The organism is Comamonas granuli NBRC 101663 (assembly GCF_000739995.1).
Lineage (GTDB): Bacteria > Pseudomonadota > Gammaproteobacteria > Burkholderiales > Burkholderiaceae_C > Simplicispira > Simplicispira granuli.
In genome coordinates this window covers 66,947-90,291 of record NZ_BBJX01000013.1, presented here as the reverse complement: position 1 = coordinate 90,291, position 23,345 = coordinate 66,947, and the positions used below count along the sequence as shown (strand labels likewise).

General features: G+C 71.7%; 20 protein-coding genes. 15 read left to right on the top strand and 5 right to left on the bottom strand.

The window, feature by feature from the left end; all coding sequences use genetic code 11:
- Window positions 1–4: 4 nt before the first annotated feature.
- Window positions 5–1,468 (bottom strand): aminotransferase-like domain-containing protein, encoded by a 1,464-nt coding sequence (locus CGR01S_RS13335; protein ID WP_042428071.1) that lies wholly within the window; start codon window positions 1,466–1,468, stop codon window positions 5–7.
- 117 nt (window positions 1,469–1,585) lie between these two features.
- Here CGR01S_RS13335 and CGR01S_RS13330 point away from each other — a divergent pair, with 117 nt between their 5' ends.
- From CGR01S_RS13330 to CGR01S_RS13300, 7 genes are all read left to right on the top strand, one after another.
- Window positions 1,586–2,185 carry a LysE family translocator gene (locus tag CGR01S_RS13330; RefSeq protein ID WP_042428068.1) on the top strand — a complete coding sequence of 200 codons (600 nt, stop codon included), beginning with the start codon at window positions 1,586–1,588 and terminating at the stop codon, window positions 2,183–2,185.
- Window positions 2,182–3,081 (top strand): DMT family transporter, encoded by a 900-nt coding sequence (locus tag CGR01S_RS13325; RefSeq protein WP_042428065.1) that lies wholly within the window; start codon window positions 2,182–2,184, stop codon window positions 3,079–3,081. Before CGR01S_RS13330 ends, CGR01S_RS13325 begins: the two co-directional genes overlap by 4 nt.
- A gap of 131 nt (window positions 3,082–3,212) precedes the next feature.
- Window positions 3,213–4,391, top strand: a complete 1,179-nt coding sequence (locus tag CGR01S_RS13320; protein WP_042428061.1) for an aminotransferase-like domain-containing protein — start codon at window positions 3,213–3,215, stop codon at window positions 4,389–4,391.
- Between the two features lie 66 nt (window positions 4,392–4,457).
- Entirely contained in the window at window positions 4,458–5,321 is an 864-nt protein-coding gene (locus CGR01S_RS13315) for a PhzF family phenazine biosynthesis protein (RefSeq protein ID WP_042428056.1), read from the top strand.
- Window positions 5,322–5,432: 111 nt separating this feature from the next.
- Window positions 5,433–6,281, top strand: a complete 849-nt coding sequence (locus CGR01S_RS13310; RefSeq protein WP_042428053.1) for a PhzF family phenazine biosynthesis protein — start codon at window positions 5,433–5,435, stop codon at window positions 6,279–6,281.
- A gap of 26 nt (window positions 6,282–6,307) precedes the next feature.
- Window positions 6,308–7,279, top strand: a complete 972-nt coding sequence (locus CGR01S_RS13305; RefSeq protein ID WP_042428050.1) for a threonine dehydratase — start codon at window positions 6,308–6,310, stop codon at window positions 7,277–7,279.
- Window positions 7,280–7,350: 71 nt separating this feature from the next.
- Window positions 7,351–8,022: a histidine phosphatase family protein gene (locus CGR01S_RS13300; protein WP_042428046.1), complete on the top strand. Its 672-nt coding sequence runs from the start codon at window positions 7,351–7,353 to the stop codon at window positions 8,020–8,022.
- Between the two features lie 120 nt (window positions 8,023–8,142).
- On the opposite strand, the gene CGR01S_RS13295 is transcribed toward CGR01S_RS13300, so the two are convergent.
- Entirely contained in the window at window positions 8,143–8,994 is an 852-nt protein-coding gene (locus CGR01S_RS13295) for a creatininase family protein (protein ID WP_042428043.1), read from the bottom strand.
- A 29-nt stretch (window positions 8,995–9,023) separates the two neighbouring features.
- Entirely contained in the window at window positions 9,024–9,533 is a 510-nt protein-coding gene (locus CGR01S_RS13290) for a DUF1569 domain-containing protein (RefSeq protein WP_042428039.1), read from the bottom strand.
- Between the two features lie 59 nt (window positions 9,534–9,592).
- On the opposite strand from CGR01S_RS13290, the gene CGR01S_RS13285 reads away from it, so the two are divergent.
- The 5 genes from CGR01S_RS13285 to priA all read left to right on the top strand — a co-directional run bounded on the left by CGR01S_RS13285 (window position 9,593) and on the right by priA (window position 17,729).
- The gene (locus CGR01S_RS13285) at window positions 9,593–10,342 is read left to right on the top strand and encodes an alanyl-tRNA editing protein (protein ID WP_042428037.1); all 750 of its coding nucleotides are present in this window, start codon (window positions 9,593–9,595) and stop codon (window positions 10,340–10,342) included.
- A 121-nt stretch (window positions 10,343–10,463) separates the two neighbouring features.
- Window positions 10,464–12,701 (top strand): protein-disulfide reductase DsbD family protein, encoded by a 2,238-nt coding sequence (locus tag CGR01S_RS13280; protein ID WP_042428034.1) that lies wholly within the window; start codon window positions 10,464–10,466, stop codon window positions 12,699–12,701.
- A gap of 163 nt (window positions 12,702–12,864) precedes the next feature.
- Window positions 12,865–13,848: a porin gene (locus tag CGR01S_RS13275; protein ID WP_042428031.1), complete on the top strand. Its 984-nt coding sequence runs from the start codon at window positions 12,865–12,867 to the stop codon at window positions 13,846–13,848.
- Window positions 13,849–13,898: 50 nt separating this feature from the next.
- Window positions 13,899–15,011: a uroporphyrinogen decarboxylase gene (gene hemE, locus CGR01S_RS13270; protein WP_042428028.1), complete on the top strand. Its 1,113-nt coding sequence runs from the start codon at window positions 13,899–13,901 to the stop codon at window positions 15,009–15,011.
- Between the two features lie 585 nt (window positions 15,012–15,596).
- Complete coding sequence (gene priA / locus CGR01S_RS13265; protein WP_439644750.1) at window positions 15,597–17,729, top strand: replication restart helicase PriA; 2,133 nt, start codon at window positions 15,597–15,599, stop codon at window positions 17,727–17,729.
- Between the two features lie 59 nt (window positions 17,730–17,788).
- Here the strand turns inward: priA and CGR01S_RS13260 are convergent, their stop codons facing one another.
- The gene (locus CGR01S_RS13260) at window positions 17,789–18,742 is read right to left on the bottom strand and encodes an AEC family transporter (protein ID WP_042428251.1); all 954 of its coding nucleotides are present in this window, start codon (window positions 18,740–18,742) and stop codon (window positions 17,789–17,791) included.
- A gap of 152 nt (window positions 18,743–18,894) precedes the next feature.
- On the opposite strand from CGR01S_RS13260, the gene CGR01S_RS13255 reads away from it, so the two are divergent.
- The 3 genes from CGR01S_RS13255 (at window position 18,895) to CGR01S_RS13245 (ending at window position 22,804) form a co-directional block, all read left to right on the top strand.
- Window positions 18,895–20,964 carry an ATP-dependent helicase gene (locus tag CGR01S_RS13255; protein ID WP_042428026.1) on the top strand — a complete coding sequence of 690 codons (2,070 nt, stop codon included), beginning with the start codon at window positions 18,895–18,897 and terminating at the stop codon, window positions 20,962–20,964.
- A 78-nt stretch (window positions 20,965–21,042) separates the two neighbouring features.
- A complete protein-coding gene (locus CGR01S_RS13250) occupies window positions 21,043–22,236 on the top strand; it encodes a phospholipase A (protein WP_042428024.1) in 1,194 nt (397 codons plus the stop codon).
- A gap of 181 nt (window positions 22,237–22,417) precedes the next feature.
- Window positions 22,418–22,804 (top strand): hypothetical protein, encoded by a 387-nt coding sequence (locus tag CGR01S_RS13245; protein ID WP_042428021.1) that lies wholly within the window; start codon window positions 22,418–22,420, stop codon window positions 22,802–22,804.
- A 21-nt stretch (window positions 22,805–22,825) separates the two neighbouring features.
- Here the strand turns inward: CGR01S_RS13245 and CGR01S_RS13240 are convergent, their stop codons facing one another.
- Complete coding sequence (locus tag CGR01S_RS13240; RefSeq protein ID WP_042428018.1) at window positions 22,826–23,311, bottom strand: universal stress protein; 486 nt, start codon at window positions 23,309–23,311, stop codon at window positions 22,826–22,828.
- Window positions 23,312–23,345: the final 34 nt, after the last annotated feature.

Below are 23,345 nucleotides of genomic sequence, written 5' to 3'. Positions count from 1 at the left end.
CACATCAACGCCTCTGCAGCTCCGCCCGCACACACTGGAAAACCTGCCAGAACGCCGCCTCCTGCGTGGTGGCGAAGTTGATGCGCATGAGCGTGCTGGGTTTGCGCTCCGCATGGAACAGCGCCCCCGGCGCGAGCAGGTAGCCTTCATCGAGCATGCGCTGGGCCAGCACATCGGTGTCCACCCCGGTATCCACCCAGCCGAACAGGCCCGCGGGCTCGGCCGCAAAGCGGCAGCCGGCCTCCAGCGCCAGTTGCACGCTGCGCGCGCGCGCCTGGGCCAGGCGCAGGCGCATGCGCTCGGCATGGCGGCGCAACTGGCCCTGGTCTATGCACAGCGCCATGGCCTGCTCCAGCACCGAGGGCGTGGTCAGCGTGGACAGCAGCTTGGTATCGAGCAGCCGCTCGCACAGCTCCGCGGGCGCGGCCAGGTAGCCCACGCGCCAGCTCGGCGCCAGGATCTTGGCAAAGCCGCCCACGTAGATGGTGCGCCGCAGGCCGTCGAGCGCGCTCAGGCGCGTGGCATGCGCAGGCGCGATGTGGCTGTAGGTGTCGTCCTCGACGATGTGAAAGCCGTACTGCCCGGCCAGTTGAAGCACCTGGTGCGCATGGCCCGGCGTGAGGCAATGGCCCGTGGGGTTGTGCAGCACGCTCACGCTCACGTACAGCCGCGGCGCATGCACCGCGCAGTAGCGCGCCATGACCTCCAGGTCGGGGCCGTCGGCGCGGCGCGGCACGGGCAGCACGCGCATGCCCAGGGCGTCGAGCCGCGCAAACTCCACCGACCAGCCGGGCTCCTCGACCATCACCGGGTCGCCCGCCTTGAGCAGCGTGCGGCTCACGATGTCCAGCGCCTGCGTGGCGCCCACGGTGGTCATGATCTGCGCGGGCCGCGCCGGCACGTTCAGGTCGGCCAGGCGGCGCGCGAGCACCTGGCGCAGGCCGGCGTCGCCCATGGGCTCGCCATAGTTCAGCGCGCCCGAGGCCAGCGCGCGGCCCGCCGTGATCTTGCGCAGCGCCGCGGGCATGAAGCGCGCCTCCTCCAGCCACTGCTGGGGCAGCACCCCGGCACCGGGCTGGGGCTTGCCCGAGCCCTGGTGGAACATGCCGCGGATCAGCGCCGTCGCATGGGTGTGCGCGCCGCGCGGCAAGGGCAGGGGCGCCGCAGCGCCCTCCTCGCTGACTATTGTTTTAGGAGCTGCTAGCGCTTGCTGGTATTGGCCTGGAAGGCTATTTTGTGCCAAATCGCGCACGTAAAACCCGCGCTGGCGCCGCGCCTCCACCAGGCCTTGCGCGAGCAACTGGTCGTAGGCGGCCACCACGGTGTGCGGGCTCACGCCCTGCTGGCGCGCGCAGTCGCGCACCGAGGGCAGGCGCGAGCCCGCAGGCAGCAGGCGCGAGCGGATGCGCTCGGCAAAGCGCTCGGCCAGTTGGTCAGTCAGGGTGCGGTGCGGCGTGCGGATGAGCATGGGCGGGCTGTACCGTTCCATGCACCAGCACAGTTCGGCGGTTTGTCGGGGAAACTGTACTGGGACTGTAGCGGAATTTACCCCTACAGTGCATGCATTCTTCTTCTGCTGGACACCATGCCCCCCGCCGAATTCACCGCCCTGCTGCTGCTGGCCACGGCCATGAGCTTCACGCCCGGCCCGAACACCACGCTCTCGACCGCGCTGGCCGCCAACCGCGGCCTGGCGCACGCCATGCGCTTCGTTTGCGCCGTGCCCGTGGGCTGGTCGGCGCTCCTGCTGCTGTGCGCCGGCGGCGTAGGCGCCATGGTGGTGGCCGCGCCCCTGCTGCGCTGGGCGATCAAGGCCGTGGGCATCGCCTACCTGCTGTGGCTGGCCTACAAGCTCAGCCAGACCGCGCGCCTGGCCGAAGCCGACGCCGCGCGCCTGGACGTGGGCTTCTGGCAGGGCACGCTGCTGCAGTTCGTCAACATCAAGGCCTGGCTGCTGGCCCTGACCATCGTGGCCGGCTGGATTGCCGGGCGGGACGACGCGCTGCAGCGCCTGGCCGTGGTGCTGCCGGTGATGCTGGTGTTCGCCTTCAGCAGCAACCTGGCCTACGCCGCCACGGGCGCCATCCTGCGCCGCTGGCTCGCCCAGGGCCAGCGCCTGCTGTGGTTCAACCGCGGCATGGCCCTGGTGCTGGCCCTCACCGCAGCCTGGATGGCGGTCGCATGACACGCAGCGCCGAAACGCGCGGCCTGGCCCTGGGCCTGCTGGGCGTGGCCATTTTCGCCCTCACGCTGCCCATGACGCGCCTGGCCGTGGGCACGCCCGAGGCACCGCTGCTGTCCGGCCTGTTCATCGGCACGGGGCGCGCCGCGGTGGCGGGCGTCCTGTCGGCCCTGCTGCTGCTGTGGCAGCGCGCCCCGCTGCCCGCGCGCGCCGACTGGGGGCCGCTGGCGGTCAGTGCGCTGGGCGTGGTGTTCGGCTTTCCGCTGCTCACCTCGGTGGCCATGCGCTACGTGGGCGCCGTGCATGCCGCGGTCATCCTGGGCCTGCTGCCGCTGACCACGGCGGCGGTGGGCGCCCTGCTGCACCGCCAGCGCCCCTCCGCGGCGTTCTGGACCTGTGCGTTGCTGGGCTCCGCCCTGGTGGTGGCGTTTGCGCTGCTGCGCTCGGGCCAGGAGGGGCTGGCCCTGCACCCGGCGGACCTGCTGCTCATGGCGGCCGTGGCCTGCGCGGCCGTGGGCTATGGCTTTGGCGGCAAGCTCTCGCACCACATGCGCGCCGACGCGGTGATCTGCTGGGCCCTGGTGCTCTCGCTGCCGCTCACCCTGCCCGCCACCTGGTGGTGGTGGCCGCCCGGCCCCGTGCCCCTGGCGGCCTGGGGCGGATTTGCCTACGTGGCCGTGTTCTCGATGTGGCTGGGCTTTTTCGCCTGGTACCGCGCCCTGGCCCTGGGCGGCACGGTGCGCGTGAGCCAGGTGCAACTGGTGCAGCCCTTTTTGAGCATGCTGTTTGCCGTGCCCCTACTCGGCGAGACCATAGACGCCACCAGTCTGGGCTTTGGCCTGGCAGTGATGGCAACCGTTTTGGCAGGAAGACGCATGCCTGTGCGTGGCAAACCCTGACAAAGCCCCGCCGCCCCTGCGGTTAAGCTAGCCCCCCGGCGCCCTACCCCCTGGGCTGCCGCCGGGCTGCACAATGGCCCAACCCCTGACCCTGCGCCCACCCGCAGCGCATCCACTGGAGAACCACACCAATGACACACTGGACCCTGGCCGCACGCGCGGCCAAGATGAACCCCTCGGTGATCCGCGAGATCCTCAAGGTCACCGAGAAGCCCGGCATCATCAGCCTGGCGGGCGGCCTGCCCTCGCCCAAGACCTTCCCGGTCGAAGAATTCGCACGCGCCTGCGAAGTGGTGCTGGGCCATGACGGCGCGGCCGCGCTGCAGTATGCCGCCAGCGAAGGCTACGCCCCGCTGCGCGAGGCCGTGGCCGCACACCTGCCCTGGGACGTGGACCCGGCGCAGGTGCTCATCACCACGGGCTCGCAACAGGGCCTGGACCTGGTGGCCAAGGTGCTGATCGACGCGGGCAGCCGCGTGCTCGTCGAGACGCCCACCTACCTGGGCGCGCTGCAGGCCTTCACACCCATGGAACCCCAGGTCGAGAGCGTGGCCAGCGACGACGAGGGCGTGCGCATCGACGAACTTGCCGCCCAGGTCGGCAGCGGCGCCGGCAAGGCCCGCTTCCTGTACGTGCTGCCCAACTTCCAGAACCCCACCGGCCGCACCATGAGCGAGGCGCGCCGCGCCGCCCTGGTGGACCAGGCCGCACGCCTGGGCCTGCCGCTGATCGAGGACAACCCCTACGGCGACCTGTGGTTCGACCAGCCGCCGCCCGCGCCCCTGGCGGCACGCAACCCCGAGGGCTGCATTTACCTGGGTTCGTTCTCCAAGGTGCTCGCGCCGGGCCTGCGCCTGGGCTACGTGGTGGCGCCCCAGGCCGTGTACCCCAAGCTGCTGCAGGCCAAGCAGGCGGCCGACCTGCACACGCCCGGCTTCAACCAGCGGCTCGTGGCCGAAGTGCTCAAGGGCGGTTTTCTCGAACGCCACGTGCCCACCATCCGCGCGCTCTACAAGCAGCAGCGCGACGCCATGCTGCGGGCGCTGGAGCGCGAGATGCCCGGCCTGGGCGTGCACTGGAACAGCCCGCAGGGCGGCATGTTCCTGTGGCTGCGCCTGCCCGAAGGCCTGAACGCCACCACGCTGCTGCCCCTGGCGGTGGAGCGCAACGTGGCCTTCGTGCCGGGCGCGGCCTTCTATGCCGGCCAGGGCGACGAGCGCACGCTGCGCCTGTCGTTCGTGACGTCCACCGCGGCACAGATCGACGCGGGCATCGCCGCCCTGGCGGCCACCATCCGCGCCGCCGCCTGAGGGCCCGGCGCACTGGCGGACGGCGGGTGCGGCGCATTACCATGCAGGCATCATCGGAGGTACGCCATGCGCGCCCGGAGCTTTCAGCAGATTGACGTCTTCAGCACCCGCACGGGCGACGGCAACCCCTTGGGCGTGGTGCTCGACGCCGAGGACCTGCAGGACGCCGACATGCAGCGCTTTGCCACCTGGGCCAACCTGTCGGAAACCACCTTTCTGCTGCCGCCCACCGCGGCCGGCCGCGCCGCGGGCGCGGACTACCGGGTGCGCATCTTCAGCCCGCGCGGCGAACTGCCCTTTGCCGGCCACCCGACCCTGGGCAGTTGCCATGCCTGGCTGCGCACGGGCCAGGCGCCGCGCACCCCGGGCACCGTGGTGCAGGAATGCGCCGGCGGCCTGGTGCGCATCCGCCTGCAGGGAGACATCCTCGCCTTCGCCGCGCCGCCCCTGCAGCGCAGCCCGCCCAACCCCGCGCTGCTGGCTCTGGTGACCGGCGCCCTGGGTCTGCGGCCCCAGCAGGTGCTGGCCGCGCAGGTGCTCGACAACGGCCCGCGCTGGCTCGCCCTGCTGCTGGGCAGCAGCGAGACCGTGCTGGGCCTCCAACCCGACCATGCCCGCCTCAAGGACCTGGGCCAGGACGTGGGCGTGGTGCACGTTGCGCCCACGGCCAGCGATACGCAGACCCCGGGCGTGACGGTGCGCGCCTTTGCCGACCCTATGGGCAACCCCGAAGACCCGGTCACCGGCAGCCTCAACGCCAGCCTGGCGCAGTGGCTCATCGCCGAGGGGCTGGCGCCCAGCGCCTACCTCGTGGCCCAGGGCGAATGCCTGGGCCGCGCGGGGCGCGTGCACATCCGCCAGGACGGGGACGGCCAGGTCTGGGTGGGCGGGCAGGCCCTCACCTGCATCGAGGGCACGGCCCTGCTGTGACGGCCTGCGCCAGCCCCTGAGCCTCCGCCTGCCCCGCCAGGCCGCCGGGCCGCACGCCCGTCCGGCTGTCCCCTTTTTCTTGCCACTTTTTCTCCGCCCCAGGATCCCGCCATGCGCCAGCGCCCCTTCCAGCAAGTCGATGTGTTCACCGCCACGCCCTACCGGGGCAACCCGCTGGCCGTGGTGCTTGACGGCGCAGGCCTCTGCACCGAGGCCATGCAGCAGTTCACGAACTGGACCAACCTCTCCGAGGCCACCTTCGTGCTGCCGCCCACGCCCGAGGGCGCCGCCGCCGGGGCCGACTACCGCGTGCGCATCTTCTGCCCGGGACGCGAGCTGCCCTTCGCCGGCCACCCCACGCTGGGCAGTTGCCACGCCTGGCTCGCCACGGGCGGCCAGCCCCGGGTGCCGGGGCGCATCGTGCAGGAATGCGGCGTCGGCCTGGTCGCGCTGCGCCAGGACGGCGAGCGGCTGGCCTTCGCCGCGCCCCCGCTGATCCTGAGCGGCCCGCTGGACGAGGACGAGGTGCAGCGCATCGCGCGCGGCCTGGGCGTGGCGCGCGCGGACATCGTGCACCACGCCTGGTGCGACAACGGACCGCACTGGCGCGGCGTCATGCTGCGCTCGGCAAAGCAGGTGCTCGCGCTGCAGCCCGACGCCGCCGTGCTCGCCGGTCTGGACGTGGGCGTGGTGGGCGCCAGCGACGCCGCGGGCATTGCCTTCGAGGTGCGCGCCTTCTTCCCCGGCAACCACGGCCTGGCCGAAGACCCCGTCACCGGCAGCCTGAACGCCGCGCTGGCGCAGTGGCTCATCGGCGCGGGCTTGGCGCCCACGCGCTACGTGGCCAGCCAGGGCACGGCCCTGGGCCGCGCCGGGCGTGTGTACGTGGAGCAGGACGGCGCGCAGATCTGGATCGGCGGCCACAGCGTGACCTGCATGGCCGGCGAAGTCTGCCTCTGACCGTTGGCCCTGCCGAAAGCCTGCCCATGACCGACCTGCTTCCCTCCCTTGCCGACATCGAAGCCGCCGCCGAGGTGGTGTACCGCGACTTCGCGCCCACGCCCCAGTACCGCTGGGGCCTGCTGAGCGAGCGCCTGGGCACCGGCTGCTGGCTCAAGCACGAGAACCACACGCCCGTGGGCGCGTTCAAGATCCGCGGCGGCCTGACCTACTTCGACCAGCTCGCGCGGCGCGGCCCGCTGCCGCGCGAGGTCATCAGCGCCACACGCGGCAACCACGGCCAGAGCATGGGCTGGGCCGCACGCCGCCACGGCGTCGCCTGCACCATCGTCGTGCCGCGCGGCAACTCGGTGGAAAAAAACGCCGCCATGCGCGCCCTGGGCGTCACGCTGATCGAGCACGGCGACGACTTCCAGGAGGCGCGCGAGCACGCCATGCGCCTGGCCCAGGAGCGCGGCGCGCACATGGTGCCCAGCTTCCACCCCGACCTGCTGCGCGGCGTGGCCACCTACTGGTGGGAGTTTTTGCGCGCCGTGCCGCAGCTCGACGTGGCCTACGTGCCCATCGGCCAGGGCTCGGGCGCCTGCTCGGCCATCGCCGCCCGGCGCGCGCTGGGCCACGGCGTGCGCATCGTCGGCGTGGTCAGCCGCCATGCCACCACCTATGCCGACTCCATCGCCGCGGGCCGCGTGGTCGAGGCCCCGGTCACCACGCGCCTGGCCGACGGCATGGCCTGCCGCGTGGCCGACCAGGCCGCGCTCGACATCCTGCGCCCGCACCTCGACCATGTGGTGCAGGTGAGCGACGCGGAGGTGGCCGCCGCCATGCGCCACCTGTTCACCGACACGCACAACCTCGCCGAGGGCGCGGGGGCGGCGGCGCTGGCCGCCGCGCTGCAGGAGCGCGCCTCCCTGCGCGGCCAGAACGTGGGGCTGGCCCTGACCGGCGGCAATGTGGACGCCGCGGCGTTCGCCGACGTGTTGGCCGGGCGCGACTGAGCTACACAATTGATAGCACCCGTCGCCCCTGTGACAAGTGGCGATGGCGACCTTTGGTCACAATCGCGCCCATGGGAACCCTCTACCTTGTGCGCCACGGCCAGGCCTCGTTTGGCGCGGACGACTACGACCAGCTCAGCCCCCTGGGCCGCCAGCAGGCGGTGCGCCTGGGCACGTACTGGCGCGAGCGCGGCCAGCGCTTCGACGCCGTGCTCCTGGGCACGCTGCGCCGCCACGGGCAAACGCTCGAAGGCATCGCCGAGGGCCTGCCGGGCCTGCCCGAACCCATCGCCCTGCCCGGCCTGAACGAGTACGACAGCCATGCGCTGATCCGCGCCATCCACACCGAGCCGCTGCAAAAGCCCGACACGCCCGAGCTGTACCGCCACCACTTCCGCCTGCTGTGCGACGCCATCGCGCAGTGGATGGCCGGCGTCATCAGCCCGCGGGGCATGCCGAGCTGGGAAGAGTTCGCGGCCGGCGTGCGCAGCACGCTCGACAAGGTGCGCCACGACCACGCGGGCCAGAACGTGCTGCTGGTGAGCAGCGGCGGCCCCATCTCCACCGCCGTCGGCGAGGTGCTGGGCACGGCGCCCGAAGTGACCATCGCTCTGAACATGCGCATCCGCAACAGCGCGGTGACGGAGTTCAGCGTCAACCCCAAGCGGATGATGTTGCAGACCTTCAATACCTTGCCGCACCTCAATGAGGCGGAGCATGCGGGCTTGATCACGCACGCATGATTTTTGGCTTCAGCGCTTGCTGGGCTTGCGTAACCAGCTATGGTTTTTGATGGTTTTTGGCTGGCTTGAGGGCCGAGACCCGGCCTGCACCCTCCAACAAGGCACGGCGCCAGCAAACGCTTAGGAGGAGAACTCCCCTTTCTCCACCACCGTCCCCACCGGCAGCGCACCCAACTCCTGCAGCAGCCGCGCCAACTGCGCCCCCGCCGCCTCCACCACCGCCCGCCCCTTCTCCGCCGTCGCCCCAGCCGCATTGCCCACGGCGCCCGCCGGGTGGTAGTCCTGCATGGCCCAGCCCATCTTGGCGCTCTTGCCGTTGCCCAGCAGGGCGTAGCGCCCGGCGCGATCCTGCGAGGTGGAGCGGAAGTCGCGCGCCTGCTCCATGCGCACCGTCTGCGGCGCCAGGTGCAGCATCATCGAGGTCTCGATGGCGCCGGCGTGGATGCCGAAGCGGTGCTCCTCGGCGCTGAACTGCGCCTGCACCGCCTCGGGCAGCGGCAGGCTGAACCAGCTTGCGCTGTAGGTCAACAGACCGTGGTGCTGGCGCAGCTCGCGCGCCACGATGTCCATGACGCTGACCTGGCCGCCGTGGCCGTTGAGCAGCAGCAGCTTTTTCACCCCGGCGCGCGCCACGCAGGCGCCGATCTCGGTCCACAGTGCGATCACCGTGGCGGGCGCCAGCGACAGCGTGCCGGGGTAGGCCAGGTGCTCGGTGCTCAGGCCCACCACCTGCGGCGGCAGGAACAGCGCGGGCAGATCGGCGGGCAGCAGCGGCAGCGCGGCCTCGATCACGCCCTGCAGGAGCGTGGCATCGACGCTCAGCGGCAAATGCGGCCCGTGCTGCTCGACGGCCGCCACGGGCAGCACGGCCACGGCCTGCGCGGCCAGGGGGCCGTCCCGCAGGTGCGCGAAGTCGCGCGTGGTGAGCTCGTGCCAGAAGCGCGAGGGCAGGGAGAAGGCGGCGGCGGTCATGCCGCCATGGTAGTGCAGGCGCCGGCGCTTCAGGCGAGCACGATCTCGTCCTGGTGGTTGGCGATGTGCATGGCGTGCGCGCGGGCGTACTGCGCCTTGTCCAGCCGGCCGTAGGCAAAATGCGGCGCCAGCGCACCGCCGTGCCCCTCGAAGCGCGCAATGGCCGTGCGCAGCCGCGCCACCGAGGCAGCCAGATCGCCCGGCAGGGCCAGCGGGGGGGCGCCGGGGATGGGCTCGTCCAGCCCATGGTGCATGCGGCCGCGCCACTGGAAGACGGCGAAGGCCGCCGCGCCCACGGTGTTCTGGAACAGCGCGCTGCGCGGCTGGGGGTAGCCGTCCAGACTCATCTCTATGCTTTGCGCCAGGTGCTCCAGCACGGCCGGCAGGGGCCAGGCGCCGCTGGCGCGCGCACCCCGGGCGGCGGCCACGCGGTCGAGCCAGCGCAGGGCGTCTGCCAGGCGGTCCACCTTGGGCAGGTCGGCCCGGGCGGCCAGGGGAGTCAGCGCCAGCGGCGCCTGCAGCAGGGTGCGTCGTTTCATGCCGCGCATGGTAGGACGGCACACGGTTTTTTGCACGGCGCTGCCGCTACCATGGCGCCATGACCGAAGAACTGTTCCGCCAGGACGCCTCTCTGCGCGAATGCGGCGCGCGCATCACCGCCCTCTCCGAAGCCGGCATCGAACTCGACCGCACCGTGTTCTACCCCCTGGGCGGCGGCCAGGCCGGCGACAGCGGCGTGCTGGTGCTGGAGGGCGGCGCCCTGCTCGCCATCGCCGACACGCGCAAGGCCAAGGACGCCGCAGGCCAGCCCACGGGCGGCATCGTGCATGTGCCCGCGCCGGGGCAGGAGGCGCTGCTGGCGCGGCTGGCCCCCGGCCAGGCCGTCACCGCGCGCATCGACGGCGAACGCCGCCACCGCATGATGCGCCTGCACACCGCCAGCCACCTGCTGTGCCATCTGGTGCCGCACCTGGTCAACGGCTGCTCCATCACGCCCGACTACGCGCGCCTGGACTTCGCCACGGCCGAACCGATCGACAAGGAGCAGCTCACCGCCGGCCTGGCCGCGCTCGTGGCGGCCGCGCACCCGGTGACGGTGGCGTCGATCAGCGACGCCGAACTCGACGCCAACCCCCAGCTCGTCAAGAGCATGAGCGTGCAGCCGCCGCGCGGCACGGGGCGCATCCGCACCATCCGCATCGGCGCCGCGGGCGGCCCGCTCATCGACCTGCAGCCCTGCGGCGGAACGCATGTGGCCCATACCGCCGAGATCGGCGCCGTGGCCGTCACCAAGGTCGAGAAAAAGAGCGCCAGCACGCGCCGCGTGGTGCTGGGCTTCGTCGCCTGAGCGGGCGGCGGCGCCCGCCCCGCGGCTGGCCGACAATACGCCCTGGTGCAGCGGCGGCCCGGCCCCGGGGGCGGCGCCCCGCCGGAACCAAAGCCCCGCGCCACGCTCCCACAGGACGACCATGTCCCGCATTCGCCTCCACCGCTTTCTGCTCGCTCTTTTTTTCATAGCTGCCAGCGCAGCATGGACGGGCGCAAACGCCCAATTGAACCTGAAAATGGCAGACACGCCCGGCAGCACGGCGGGCACGCCGCAGGTGCAGGCCGAACTGCTCGCCCACATCCCCGAGGGCCTGGGCCCGGGCCGGCCCATGTGGCTGGGCCTGCGCCTGCGCCACGCCCCGGACTGGCACACCTACTGGAAGAACCCCGGCGACTCGGGCCTGCCCACCGAGCTGCGCTGGGAGCTGCCCGCGGGCCTGGAGGCGGGCGCCGTCGCCTGGCCCGTGCCGCGCCTGATCCGTGTCGGCAGCCTGGCCAACTATGGCTACGACGGCGACGTGCTGCTGGCCGTGCCCCTGCAGGCGGCGCAGGAGCTGACCCCAGCGCCCGCCGGCCTGGGCACGGTGCGCGTGGCCCTGCACGCCAGTTGGCTGGCCTGCCGCGTGGAGTGCATCCCGCAGGAGGCCCGCCTGGCCCTGGACCTGCCCGTGCAAGGCTCCACCGCCATGCACGCCGCGGCTTTTGACGCAGCGCAGGCCGCGCTGCCCGCCAGCCTGCGCGCCGCCAGCACGGCGCGCGTGCAGGGCGAGCGCCTGCACCTGAGCGTGCACGGCCTGCCCGAGGGGCTGCGCGGCCAGCAGCTCCAGGTGTTTGCCGAAACCCCGGCCGTGCTGGTCCCCGCCGCCCTGCCCGGCAAGGACTGGACGCAGGCCTGGGACGGCGCCGTCTGGACGGCGGACCTGCCCCTCTCGCCCGAGCGCGGCGCCAGCCCCAGCCAACTGCCGCTGGTGCTGGCCCCGGCGGCCGGGCAGCCGGCGCCGGGCACCCCGGCGGGCTGGCACACCGTGGCCAGCGTGGAGGGCCACTGGACGGCCAGCGCCGCACCGGCCGGCGTCTCGCCCGCGCTGGCGGCCGCGCTGCAGGCCAACCAGGCGCAGGCCGGCGCTGCGGCGGGTGCTGCAGGCAGCGGCGGCTCGCTCTGGGCGGCGCTGCTGGGCGGCCTGCTGGGCGGCCTGCTGCTCAACCTCATGCCCTGCGTGTTCCCGGTGCTGGCCATCAAGCTCATGGGCTTTGCGCGCCACGGCAACCACCTGCGCGCCCAGCGCCTGGGCGGCCTGGCCTACACGGCCGGGGTGGTGCTGTCCTTCCTGGCGCTGGGCGGGCTGCTGCTGGCCCTGCGCGCCGCGGGCGAGCAGCTCGGCTGGGGCTTTCAGCTCCAGTCGCCCGCCGTCGTGGCGCTGCTGGCGGCCTTGTTCACCCTCATCGGGCTGAACCTGGCGGGCGTGTTCGAGTTCGGCCATTTCCTGCCCCAGCGCTGGGCCACGCTGCAGGCGCGCCACCCGGCGGCGGACGCCTTCCTCACCGGGGTGCTGGCGGTGGCCATCGCCTCGCCGTGCACCGCGCCCTTCATGGGCGCGGCGCTGGGCTTTGCCGTGGGCCTGCCCACCGCGCAGGCGCTGGCCGTGTTCGGCGCCCTGGGCGTGGGCATGGCCCTGCCCTACCTGCTGGCCGCCTGGCTGCCCGCCGTGGTGCGCTGGCTGCCGCGCCCCGGCGCCTGGATGGACACCTTCCGCCGCGCCATGGCCTTTCCCATGTTCGCCACCGTGGTGTGGCTGGTGTGGGTGCTGGGCCAGCAAAGCGGTATCGACGGCGCGGGAGCCCTGCTGGCGCTGCTGCTGGCCGGCAGCAGCGTGGTGTGGGCGCTGACGCTGCGCGGTCGCACGCGCGCCGTGCTCGCTGGCGTACTGATCGCACTCAGCGCCTGGCTGGCGGTCGCCATGGGCCCCAGCGTGCTGCAGCCGGCCGAGGCGGCCCCGCTGCCCGCGCGCGCCGCCGCTGGCGGCGCGGGCAGCGCCGCCTGGCAGCCCTGGTCGGCCCAGCGCGTGCAGGAGCTCACGGCCGCCGGGCAGCCGGTGTTCATCGATTTCACGGCGGCCTGGTGCATCACCTGCCAGTACAACAAGCGCAACGCCCTGGCCGACCGCGCGGTGCTGGCCGACTTTGCCGCCAAAAACGTGACCCTGCTGCGCGCCGACTGGACGCGCCGCGACAGCGCCATCACCGCCGCCCTGGCCGAACTGGGCCGCAGCGGCGTGCCGGTGTACGTGCTGCTGGCGCCGGGGCGCGCGCCGCTGGTGCTGAGCGAGGTGCTCAGCGTGCAGGAGCTGCGCACGGCCTTGGCGGCGCTCGCCCCCTGAGCCGGCCGCCGCGCCCCGCGCGCGGCGCACCCCCCGCCGCCCGCGGGGTTTTGTAGTCAGGCTGTCACATCCGGCTGTTGCAATGGCCCCAAGCCACTGGCGCCTTCCCGGCGAAGGCGCCGATGCGCTTGCCTTTTCAACACCATCACCGGAAATCGAACCCATGAAGAAATCCCTGATCGCCCTGGCCCTGTGCGGCTCGGCCGCGGGCATCGCCTCGGCCCAATCCAGCGTCACCCTGTACGGGCGCGCCGACGCCGGTCTGGGCCAGCCCTTTGGCGGCAAGACGCAGATGATCAACAGCTACAAGGAAACCTCCATGCTGGGCGTGCGCGGCCAGGAGGACCTGGGCGGCGGCCTCAAGGCCTCTTTCAACTTCGAGCAAGGCATCGACATCGAAAACGGTGCCGCGGCCAACGGCTGGAACCGCGCCGCCTGGGTGGGCCTCGGCGGCCGCTTCGGCGAAGTGAGCATGGGCCGCATGACCACGCCGCAGAACCGCACCATGGGCGTGTTCGACCTCAACGGCACGGCCAACAACACCTCGGCGCTGAAGAACCTCGGTCTGGACGCCGACGGCTCCCTGGGCGGCAACCGCGCCAACAGCCAGTTCATGTTCACCTCGCCCAACCTGAGCGGCTTCCAGGCGCGCGCCTCGCTGGTCATGAAGGAAGACAAGGGCGCCGCCCCGGCCGTCGGCACGCCCGACACGCGCAAGAACTCGTACCAGCTCGCGGCCAGCTACAAGAGCGGCCCGCTGACGCTGGGCGCCGTCGTGCAGAGCAAGATGGCCGAAGGCGCCAGCAACCGCACCGGCTACGCGCTGGGCGCACGCTACGACTTCGCATCCTTCCAGGTCAGCGCGCTGTACACGCAGGACGAATCGCGCAGCACGGGCAAGGGCTTCGGCCTGGGCGTGGCCGTGCCCCTGGGCGCCGTGGTGCTGGGCGCGCAGGTGGCCCGCGTGACAGACAACCCCAACCCCGCGCGCGACGGCGCCACGGCCTACGAGCTGTTTGCCAACTACCACCTGTCCAAGCGCACCATGCTCTACGCGGGCTATGGCGGCCTCAACAGCGCCGGCAAGGCGGTCAAGGGCGTGACCGGCTCCAACACCTTCGGCCTGGGCCTGGTGCACCGGTTCTGAGCCGCGGGGCCGCTGCCATGCCCCGCGCCCGAGTCGGCGACAATCGGGGCATGAGTTTCGCCCCCCTTTCCAACGACACCTTCCTGCGCGCCTGCCGGCGCCAGGCCACCGACTACACGCCTCTGTGGCTCATGCGCCAGGCGGGCCGCTACCTGCCGGAGTACAAGGCCACGCGCGCCCAGGCCGGCAGCTTCATGGGCCTGGCCATGAACGTGGACTTCGCCACCGAGGTCACGCTGCAGCCGCTCGAGCGCTTCCCGCTCGATGCGGCCATTTTGTTCAGCGACATCCTCACCGTGCCCGACGCCATGGGCCTGGGCCTGTCGTTCGCCGAGGGCGAGGGCCCGCGCTTCGCCAAGTCGGTGCGCACCGAGGCCGACGTGGCCGAACTCGCCGTGCCCGACCTGGACAAGCTGCGCTATGTGTTCGACGCCGTCACCAGCATCCGCAAGGCCTTGAACGGCCGTGTGCCGCTGATTGGTTTTTCGGGCAGCCCCTGGACGCTGGCCTGCTACATGGTCGAGGGCAAGGGCAGCGACGACTACCGCCTCGTCAAGACGCTGATGTACAGCCGCCCCGACCTGATGCACCGCATCCTGGCCGTGAACGCCGACGCCGTGGCCGCCTACCTGAACGCGCAGATAGCCGCGGGCGCCCAGGCCGTGATGGTGTTCGACTCGTGGGGCGGCGTGCTGGCCGACGGTGCTTTCCAGGACTTCAGCCTGGCATACACCCGCCGCGTGCTCGCGCAGCTCCAGCGCACGGGCATCGACGGGCAGGACGTGCCGCGCATCGTCTTCACCAAGGGCGGCGGCATCTGGCTCGACGACATGAAGGACATGGACTGCGAGGTGCTGGGCCTGGACTGGACGGCCAACCTCGGCAAGGCGCGCGCCATCGTCGGCGGCCCGGTCGGCGGCCCGGGCAAGGCGCTGCAGGGCAACATCGACCCCAACGTGCTGTTCGCCCCGCCGGCGCAAATCGTCACCCAGGTGCACGCCGTGCTCGACAGCTTCGGCACGCCGCACACCGACAAGTCCACCACCGGCCCCACGCACATCTTCAACCTGGGCCACGGCATCAGCCAGTTCACGCCACCCGAGCACGTGGCCGCGCTGGTCGATGCCGTGCACAGCCACTCGCGCGCCCTGCGCCAGGGCTGAGCACCCGGGCAGCGGGAGCACTGGACTTATGCACACATTCCCTGGAGCGGGGAATGCGTCATCCGGGACTTCCCGCAGACGCCCGCGCCCGCGGCCCTGGGCGGTCGCAGCACGCAAGTGCTTGATGGATAAGGATTTTCAAAAATGCCGGTTTTGCGTGCAATCCGTGCCGAGCACGCAATGGTGCGGCTTGCGGGCTGCTCTCCCGCGCTCATCCACATAGTTATCCACAGAATCCGTGGATACCGGAAAAAACCCTTTGTTCATCAGGTACTTGCATGCCAATGTGAAGAAAATGAGTGAACGCGGGTCGCGCCGGCAGCGTTTTGTAGCCGCCTGTCAAGGCTTGACAAGCATGAACTTCCACAGTTATGCACACTTTTGCGGGAGCGGAGCCCGCCAGACTCTGTCCCGGCCCCATCCGCGCCAAGGCCCGTTGTTACAGCGCAAACTATTGATGTATAAAGATTTTTCGAGTACGTGTAACAAGAGCCCCTGGGCTTGACCCCCATCAGCCCCCTGCAGCGCGGACTCCGGCATGCGGGATGTCAACAAAGTTATCCACATACCGGTTCACCCTTGGAAATCAACGACTTGGATGCCTTGCCCGGCCCCGTGCCGACCACGGACTGCATAGTCCGCGTGGCCGTGCACACCCCCGCGCACAGCGGGGTGGACGAGTTGCTGAGCTACGCCAGCGCACAGCCCCTGGCGCCCGGGACCCTGGTGCGCGTGCCCCTGGGGCGGCGCGAGGTGCTGGGCATCGTCTGGGACGAGGCACCGGAAGGCGCCGGCGCCGCCCCGGCGGTGGCGCTCAAGCCCATCACCGCCGTGCTGGACGGCATCGCACCGCTCGATGCCTCCTGGCGCCGCCTCGTGGCCTTTGCCGCGCGCTACTACCAGCGCAGCCTGGGCGAGGTGGCGCTGGCGGCCCTGCCGCCGCAACTGCGCGACCTGGGCCCCGAGCAGTTGGCGCGCCGCCTGCGCCGCCCGGCAGCCCCGCCGGTGGCGCCTGAGACTACTGATTTGATAGCACTTAGCGCAGAGCAGGAAAGCGCCAAGGCCGAAATTCTTGCCAAACCCGGCCCCTTTCTGCTGTTCGGCAGCACGGGCAGCGGCAAGACCGAGGTGTACCTGCGCTGCGTGCAGGAGCTGCTGGCGCAGAACGGCGCGGCCCAGGCGCTGGTGATGGTGCCCGAGATCAACCTCACGCCCCAGCTCGAAGAGCGCTTCACCGCGCGCTTCGGCGCGGCAGCCGTGGTCTCGCTGCACAGCGGCATGACGCACCCGCAGCGCCTCAAAAGCTGGCTGGCCGCGCACAGCGGGCAGGCGCGCATCGTGCTGGGCACGCGCATGGCAGTATTCGCCTCCCTGCCGCAGCTGGCCCTCATCGTCGTCGACGAGGAGCACGACCCGAGCTACAAGCAGCAGGAGGGCGCGCGCTACTCGGCGCGCGACCTGGCGCTCTGGCGCGGCCGCGAGCAAGGCGCCCGGGTGGTGCTGGGTTCGGCCACGCCCTCGCTGGAGAGCTGGCACGCCAGCCGCCCGCCCACGCCCGAGGACCCCGCGGGCGGGCGCTACCAGCGCCTGTGCATGCCCAGCCGCATCGGCGCGGCCCCGCTCGCGCGCGTGCGCCGCGTGGACATGGGCCACCAGCCGCGCGGCACGGTGTTCTCGGCCCCCCTGCTGGCCGCGTTGCAGGAGCGCGTGGCGCGCGGCGAGCAAAGCCTGGTGCTGCTCAACCGGCGCGGCTACGCGCCCGTGCTGCACTGCCAGGACTGCGGCTGGAAAAGCGACTGCCCGCACTGCAGCGCGCACCAGGTGTTCCACAAGACCGACCGCACCCTGCGCTGCCACCACTGCGGCGCCGCACAGCGCGTGCCGCGCGCCTGCCCGGCCTGCGGCAGCCCCGACATCGCCACCCTGGGTCGGGGCACGGAGCAACTGGAAGAGCAGCTCGCCTCCCTGCTCGCCGGCGTGCAGCGCCCCGACGGCACGCCCGTGTGCGTGGTGCGCATCGACGCCGACACCACGCGCGCCAAGGGCGCGCTGCAGAGCCAGCTCGCCCAGGTGCACGCGGGCACCGTGGACGTGCTCGTGGGCACGCAGATGATCGCCAAGGGGCACGATTTTCGCCGCGTCACGCTGGTGGCCGCCGTGCAGCCCGACGGCGCGCTGTTCTCCAGCGACTTCCGCGCCCCCGAACGCCTGTTCGCCCTGCTGGAGCAGGCCGCCGGCCGCGCCGGGCGCGACGCGGCCTACCTGGCCGCGCAGGGTACGCAGTGCGAGATGTGGGTACAGACCGCGCACCCCCAGCATGCCGTGTACGAGGCCCTGCGCACGCACGACTACGCCGCCTTTGCCGCGCAGCAATTGCGCGAGCGCCACGAGGCCGGCCTGCCCCCCTTTGCCTACCAGGCCCTGGTGCGCGCCGACGCGCGCACGCAGGAGGCCGCCCAGGCCTTCCTGCAGGCCGCCCGCCAGGCCGCGCAGGACGCCGCCCTGCCCGGGGTGGAGCAGGTCACGCTCTACCCGCCCGTGCCGCTGGCGGTGCAGCGCGTGGCCCAGGTGGAACGCGCGCAAATGCTGCTGGAGAGCCCCAGCCGCGCCGCCCTGCAGCGCCTGCTGGCCGCCTGGCAGCCCCTGCTGCACGCCGAGCGCCGGCAGCACAAGGGGCTGATCCGCTGGCTGGTGGACGTGGATCCGCTGGCGATTTGAGCGCTAAAGGGCGCCAAGGCCCTGTGTACAAGCGCCAGCAGCTACCCAATCAATAGCGCTTAAGTCCACAGCGCCACGGCTGCCGAGAAGCTCAGAAAGGCCAGCGCCGTGGACACCAGGATGATGCGCGCCACGCGCCCGGTGTGCGCGCCGTACTTTTCTGCCAGCAGCGAGACATTGCTCGCGCTGGGCAGGGCCGCCACCAGCACCAGCACCGTGAGCGCAAACGGCGACAGCGGCACGCCCAGGGCGATGGCCGCCTGCCCCGCGCCCCACACCAGCAGCGGGTGGATGACCAGCTTGGCCAGCGCCACGGGCACGTAGGCGCGCGCGGGCACCTGGTCGTGCTGGTTCATCTGCGAGCGCGCCAGCACCGCGCCGATGGTGAACAGGGCCACGGGCGAGGCCGCGTCGGCCAGCATGGCCACGGTCTTGTCCAGCGGGCCGGGCAGGCCCCAGCCCAGGGCCGAGGCCAGCGCCCCCAGGCCTATGGCCCAGGGCAGCGGGTTGCTCAGCACCCCGCGCAGGGCCTGGCGCAGCGCCACCGCCGCGCCGTGCGCGCCCGCGCCTTCCAGGCGCGAGAGCGCGATGCACAGCGAGGTGGTGAGCACCATGTCCACCACCATGGTGACGATGACCGGCCCGGCGCTGGACGCCCCCAGCAGCGCCACGAGCAGGGGCACGCCCATGAAACCCGAGTTGGGAAACGCCGCCACCAGCGCGCCAAAGGCGGCGTCGTTCCAGCCGATGCGCCCGCCGCGCGTGGCCGCCACCGTGCCGCCCACCATGAGCAGGGCGCACAGCAGGTACACCCCCGCCACGGCCGGGTCCAGCAGTTGCGCGATGGGCGTGCTGGCGCCAAAGCGGTAGAGCATGCACGGCAGGGCGAAATACAGCACGAAGGCGTTGAGCCCCGGAATGGCCGGTTGCGGCAGCACGCCGCGCCACGCGGCCAGGTAGCCGCAGAGCACGAGCGCGAAGAAGGGGAAGGTGACGAGCAGGACGGAGAGCACGGTGCCGATTGTGACGTCCGCCCGGCGGCGGCAGCCTGCGCGCAAGGCGCCCGGCGGGGGCTTTGCCGCCATGCAGGCGCCGCCCGCCAGGGGCGCCGGTATCATTGCGCGCTCCGACCCCCCCCCCCGCCCTCCCGTTTTCCCCCTCCCCCATGTCCGCAGGTCTCAACCTCGCCCAGCTTCAGGCCGTCCATTACACCGAGGGCCCCTGCCTGGTGCTGGCCGGCGCGGGCTCGGGCAAGACGCGGGTGATCACGCACAAGATCGCACACCTGATCGAGCGCGGGCTGGAGCCCAAGCGCATCGCGGCCATCACCTTCACCAACAAGGCGGCGGCCGAGATGCGCGAGCGCGCCAAGGGCCTGATCGGCCGCGCCGCCAAGGACGTGCTGGTGTGCACCTTCCACGCGCTGGGCGTGCGCATGGTGCGCGAGGACGGCAAGGTGCTGGGCCTCAAGCCCCAGTTCAGCATCCTCGACCAGGACGACGTGACCAGCATCCTGAAGGACGCCTCCGGCGGCACCACCGATGCCGCCACCGCGCGCCAGTGGCAGTGGACCATCAGCCTGTGGAAGAACATGGGCCTGAACGCTGCGCAGGCCCTGGCCCAGGCCCAGGACGACCATGAGCGCAGCATCGCGCTCATCATGCAGCGCTACGAGGAGCGCCTGGCGGCCTACCAGAGCGTGGACTTCGACGACCTGATCGGCCTGCCGCTCAAGCTGCTGCGTGACCACCCCGAGGTGCGCGCCAAGTGGCAGGCCGCGCTGGGCCATGTGCTGGTGGACGAATACCAGGACACCAACGCCACGCAGTACGAGCTGCTCAAGCTCCTGGTGGGCGAACGCGGGCGCTTCACCGCCGTGGGCGACGACGACCAGTCCATCTACGGCTGGCGCGGCGCCACGCTGGACAACCTGAAGAAACTGCCGGTGGACTTCCCCACGCTCCAGGTCATCAAGCTGGAGCAGAACTACCGCTCCACCAGCGCCATCCTGCGCGCGGCCAACAACGTGATCGGGCCCAACCCCAAGCTGTTTCCCAAGACGCTGTTCAGCGAGCTGGGCGAGGGCGAACCCGTGCGCGTGGTCGACGCCGACACCGAGGAGCACGAAGCCGAGCGCGCCGTGGCGCGTCTGCAGGGCCTGCGCGCGGCCAGCAACCCACCGCCGGCGTGGCGCGACTTCGCCATCCTCTACCGCGCCAACCACCAGGCCAAGCCGTTCGAGAAGGCGCTGCGGCGCGCCAACATCCCATACAAGGTCTCGGGCGGCACGAGTTTTTTCGACCGCGCCGAAATCCGCGACCTGTGCGCCTGGTTCCGGCTGTGGATCAACAGCGACGACGACCCGGCGTTTCTGCGCGCCATCTCCAGCCCCAAGCGCGGCATAGGCCACACGACGCTGGCGCAGTTGGGCGCTTTTGCGGCGGCGCACCACACCAGCCTGTTTGCCGCGCTGTTCTCCCCCATGCTGCCGGCCGCCCTGCCGCGGCGTGCGCTCGACAGCCTGCACGAGTTCGGCCGCTATGTGAACGACCTGGAGTACCGCGCGCGCCAGACTCTTGGAGCAGAGAACGCCCGCGCCTTCCTCAGCGAATGGCTGCAGGAGATCGGCTACGAGAAGCACCTCTACGACGGCGAGGACAGCGAGAAGGTGGCGGCCGCGCGCTGGAGCAATGTGCTGGAGTTCTGCGACTGGATGGCGCAGCGCGCCGGCGGCCAGATTGCCGACGCCGCCGGCACCACCACGCAGACGGAAACCAAGAGCCTGCTGGAGGTGGCGCAGAACATCGCCCTGCTGTCCACGCTGTCCGAGCGCGAGAAGGACCAGGACGTGGTGACGCTCTCCACCCTGCACGCCTCCAAGGGCCTGGAGTGGCCGCACGTCATCCTGGCCGGCGTGACCGAGGGCATGCTGCCCTTCAAGCTCGACGACGACGAAGGCCGCCAGCAGAAGGTCAGCGACGACACCATGGCCCGCCTGCAGGAGGAGCGCCGCCTGATGTACGTGGGCATCACGCGCGCGCAGCGCACGCTGGCCGTGAGCTGGACCAAGAAACGCAAGAAGGGCCGCGAGATGGTGGCCGCCCAGCCCAGCCGCTTCATTGCCGAGATGGCGCTGTCCGCCACCACCGCGCGCGAAGACCCGCGCGAGAAGCTCAAGGCCTTGCGCGCCGAGTTCGCGCGCAAGGCGCAGGAGCGCTCGGCAACGGCCGGCTGATGCGTGTTGCTACATTTTTAATAGCTTCTCACGCTTGCCTGGCAAGCGCGCAAGGCATTATTCATGAATAATCCTGGCATGACTGCACGCCCCCTGCCCGCCGCCCGCGCCCTGCGCCGCGCCCCCCTGGCCTGCACCCTGGCACTGCTGGCGCCGCTGGCCCAGGCACAGGCGCCAGCCCCCGGCAGCGCCGCGGCCAGCGCCTGGCAGCGCTGCACCGCCCTGGGCGAGGCCACGGCGCGCCTGGCCTGCTTCGACGCCTGGGCCGCGCAGCAGGCCACGCAGGCGCCTGCGCCGCAGGCCCCCCCTTCCGGCAGCGCAGCGGCAGCAGCGGACCGCCCGCCGCCGCCCAGCCCTGTGGACACCACGCTGCCCGCCACCCGCCTCATCGAGGTGGCACGCGTCGATGGCTGCCGCGATCCGCAGTACTCGGAGCTGTCCCGCTTCTGGGAGCTCGAGAGCGGCAGCAGTTGCGGCGTGCTGCGCTTTCGCGGCTACCGGCCCGTCACGGCCTCGGTGGTGGCCTCGGACAGCGTGAACCGCCAGCCCGCCTCGGACGCCCCCGGCCACACGGCGGCAGCCCCCGTTGCCTACCGCGGCACCGAGGCGCGCATCCAGCTCTCGGTGCGCACCAAGATCGCGCAAGGCCTGCTCACCCAGGGCCACCCCACGCGCAAGGACTCGCTGTGGTTCGGCTACACCCAGCAGTCCTACTGGCAATTGTTCAGCCCGCAGATCTCGCGCCCCTTCCGCACCACCGACCACGAGCCCGAGGTGGTGTACGTCTACCCCACCGACCTGCCCTTGCCCGGGGGCGGGCGCTGGCGCTACGGCGGCATCGGCGTGGTGCACCAGTCCAACGGGCAAAGCCTGCCGCTGTCGCGCAGTTGGAACCGCGCCTACCTCATGGCGGGCCTGGAGTGGGGTCCGCGGGTGAGCGTCCAGGCACGCCTGTGGAAGCGCATCCCCGAGAATGCGGCGAGCGACGACAACCCCGGCATCAGCGACTACGTGGGCCGCGGCGAACTCGCCGCCTACTGGACCGTGCACCCCGACCACCGCCTGGGCGTGACGCTGCGCCACTCCCTGGCCCGGCAGGCGCGCGGCTCGGTGCGCCTGGAGTGGTCCCAGGCCCTGGCCTCCGGCCTGGGCGGCGGCACGAGCAATCTGCGCCTGCAGACGCAGCTCTTCAGCGGCTACGGCGACAGCCTGGTGGACTACAACCGCCGGCGCACCGTGCTGACCGTGGGCCTGAGCCTGGTGGACTTCTGAGAGGCGCCGCACAAAGCGTTACGCACTCGCCCGCGCGGCCTCTTGAGCGCGCGCCGCCCGGCCGCGACAATCCCCTGCGGGCCGCGAATAAACGGCGCTTTCGCGGTGTTTTCCGGTACATTGCGGGCACACAGGCCCCCGACAATGCAGCCTCGGGCAGAACGACTGGGGGAAACGGACCATGGACTTGCAATACCAGCTCAAGGCAGGCAGCTACTACCTGTACGACATGCGCGACCCCCCCAGCGCCGTCACGGGCGAGCGCCGCTTCAAGCTCAAGACGGACACCGTGGCCATCGCCTTCGACCTGCACACCGGCAAGCTGCACCAGCACGGCAGCCCCACGCGCATCCAGTCCTGGGCGCGCAACATGCGCCGGCGCCTGCGCGCCGCCGGGGCGCTGGACATCGCCAACGACATCGTCGTCGTCTCCGGCCCCCTGCCCGTGGACGAGCTCAACAAATGCCTGTGGATCAGCGGCTACTGCCGCGGCATGTTCAAGCGCCTGGCCAGCCTGCCGCACGGCAAGCTGCAGTCCCCGCGCGAGCCCTTGCGCCGGGCCGCCTAGGCGCCTGCTGCGCCGCGGCCCTCACTCGGCGGGCAGTTCACCCTCGTCCTCGCCTTCGCCCGGCGCCTCCGGCCGTTCGGCGTGCTTGACGATGGTCACCGGCACCGTGCTGGTGTGCACCAGCTCCTGCGACACCGAACCCAGCAGCGCGCTGCGGATCGCCCCCTGCCCCCGTGCGCCGATGATGATCTGGGTGCAGCCCGTGCTCTCGGCCAGGTCCGCCAGCATATGGGCGGGGTCGCCCACGGCGATCTCGCTGGTGTAGGCCACGCCCGCCGCGTCGAGCAGCGCGCGCGCCGGTGCCATGAGGTGCTCGCCCGCCTGCACGCTGGCGGCGGCGATGCGGTCCGGGTCGCGCGAGACCACCAATTCGTACAGCGAGGCCGGCTCCTGCACATGGGCCAGCACGAAATCGGCGCGCAAGCCCTCTTGCACAAGTTGCAGGGCGTGGTGCACGGCGTCCAGCGACAGCTCGGAGCCGTCCACGGCGATCAGGATACGGGGCATGCTCAGTCCTCCTCGGGGTTCATGCGGCCAGTGT

What these genes read in the sequence shown, in the direction of transcription:
- CGR01S_RS13335 (WP_042428071.1), bottom strand. Translation starts at nt 1,468, where the DNA reads ATGCTCATCCGCACGCCGCACCGCACCCTGACTGACCAACTGGCCGAG.
- CGR01S_RS13330 (WP_042428068.1), top strand. Translation starts at nt 1,586, where the DNA reads ATGCCCCCCGCCGAATTCACCGCCCTGCTGCTGCTGGCCACGGCCATG.
- CGR01S_RS13325 (WP_042428065.1), top strand. Translation starts at nt 2,182, where the DNA reads ATGACACGCAGCGCCGAAACGCGCGGCCTGGCCCTGGGCCTGCTGGGC.
- CGR01S_RS13320 (WP_042428061.1), top strand. Translation starts at nt 3,213, where the DNA reads ATGACACACTGGACCCTGGCCGCACGCGCGGCCAAGATGAACCCCTCG.
- CGR01S_RS13315 (WP_042428056.1), top strand. Translation starts at nt 4,458, where the DNA reads ATGCGCGCCCGGAGCTTTCAGCAGATTGACGTCTTCAGCACCCGCACG.
- CGR01S_RS13310 (WP_042428053.1), top strand. Translation starts at nt 5,433, where the DNA reads ATGCGCCAGCGCCCCTTCCAGCAAGTCGATGTGTTCACCGCCACGCCC.
- CGR01S_RS13305 (WP_042428050.1), top strand. Translation starts at nt 6,308, where the DNA reads ATGACCGACCTGCTTCCCTCCCTTGCCGACATCGAAGCCGCCGCCGAG.
- CGR01S_RS13300 (WP_042428046.1), top strand. Translation starts at nt 7,351, where the DNA reads ATGGGAACCCTCTACCTTGTGCGCCACGGCCAGGCCTCGTTTGGCGCG.
- CGR01S_RS13295 (WP_042428043.1), bottom strand. Translation starts at nt 8,994, where the DNA reads ATGACCGCCGCCGCCTTCTCCCTGCCCTCGCGCTTCTGGCACGAGCTC.
- CGR01S_RS13290 (WP_042428039.1), bottom strand. Translation starts at nt 9,533, where the DNA reads ATGAAACGACGCACCCTGCTGCAGGCGCCGCTGGCGCTGACTCCCCTG.
- CGR01S_RS13285 (WP_042428037.1), top strand. Translation starts at nt 9,593, where the DNA reads ATGACCGAAGAACTGTTCCGCCAGGACGCCTCTCTGCGCGAATGCGGC.
- CGR01S_RS13280 (WP_042428034.1), top strand. Translation starts at nt 10,464, where the DNA reads ATGTCCCGCATTCGCCTCCACCGCTTTCTGCTCGCTCTTTTTTTCATA.
- CGR01S_RS13275 (WP_042428031.1), top strand. Translation starts at nt 12,865, where the DNA reads ATGAAGAAATCCCTGATCGCCCTGGCCCTGTGCGGCTCGGCCGCGGGC.
- hemE (WP_042428028.1), top strand. Translation starts at nt 13,899, where the DNA reads ATGAGTTTCGCCCCCCTTTCCAACGACACCTTCCTGCGCGCCTGCCGG.
- CGR01S_RS13255 (WP_042428026.1), top strand. Translation starts at nt 18,895, where the DNA reads ATGTCCGCAGGTCTCAACCTCGCCCAGCTTCAGGCCGTCCATTACACC.
- CGR01S_RS13250 (WP_042428024.1), top strand. Translation starts at nt 21,043, where the DNA reads ATGACTGCACGCCCCCTGCCCGCCGCCCGCGCCCTGCGCCGCGCCCCC.
- CGR01S_RS13245 (WP_042428021.1), top strand. Translation starts at nt 22,418, where the DNA reads ATGGACTTGCAATACCAGCTCAAGGCAGGCAGCTACTACCTGTACGAC.
- CGR01S_RS13240 (WP_042428018.1), bottom strand. Translation starts at nt 23,311, where the DNA reads ATGCCCCGTATCCTGATCGCCGTGGACGGCTCCGAGCTGTCGCTGGAC.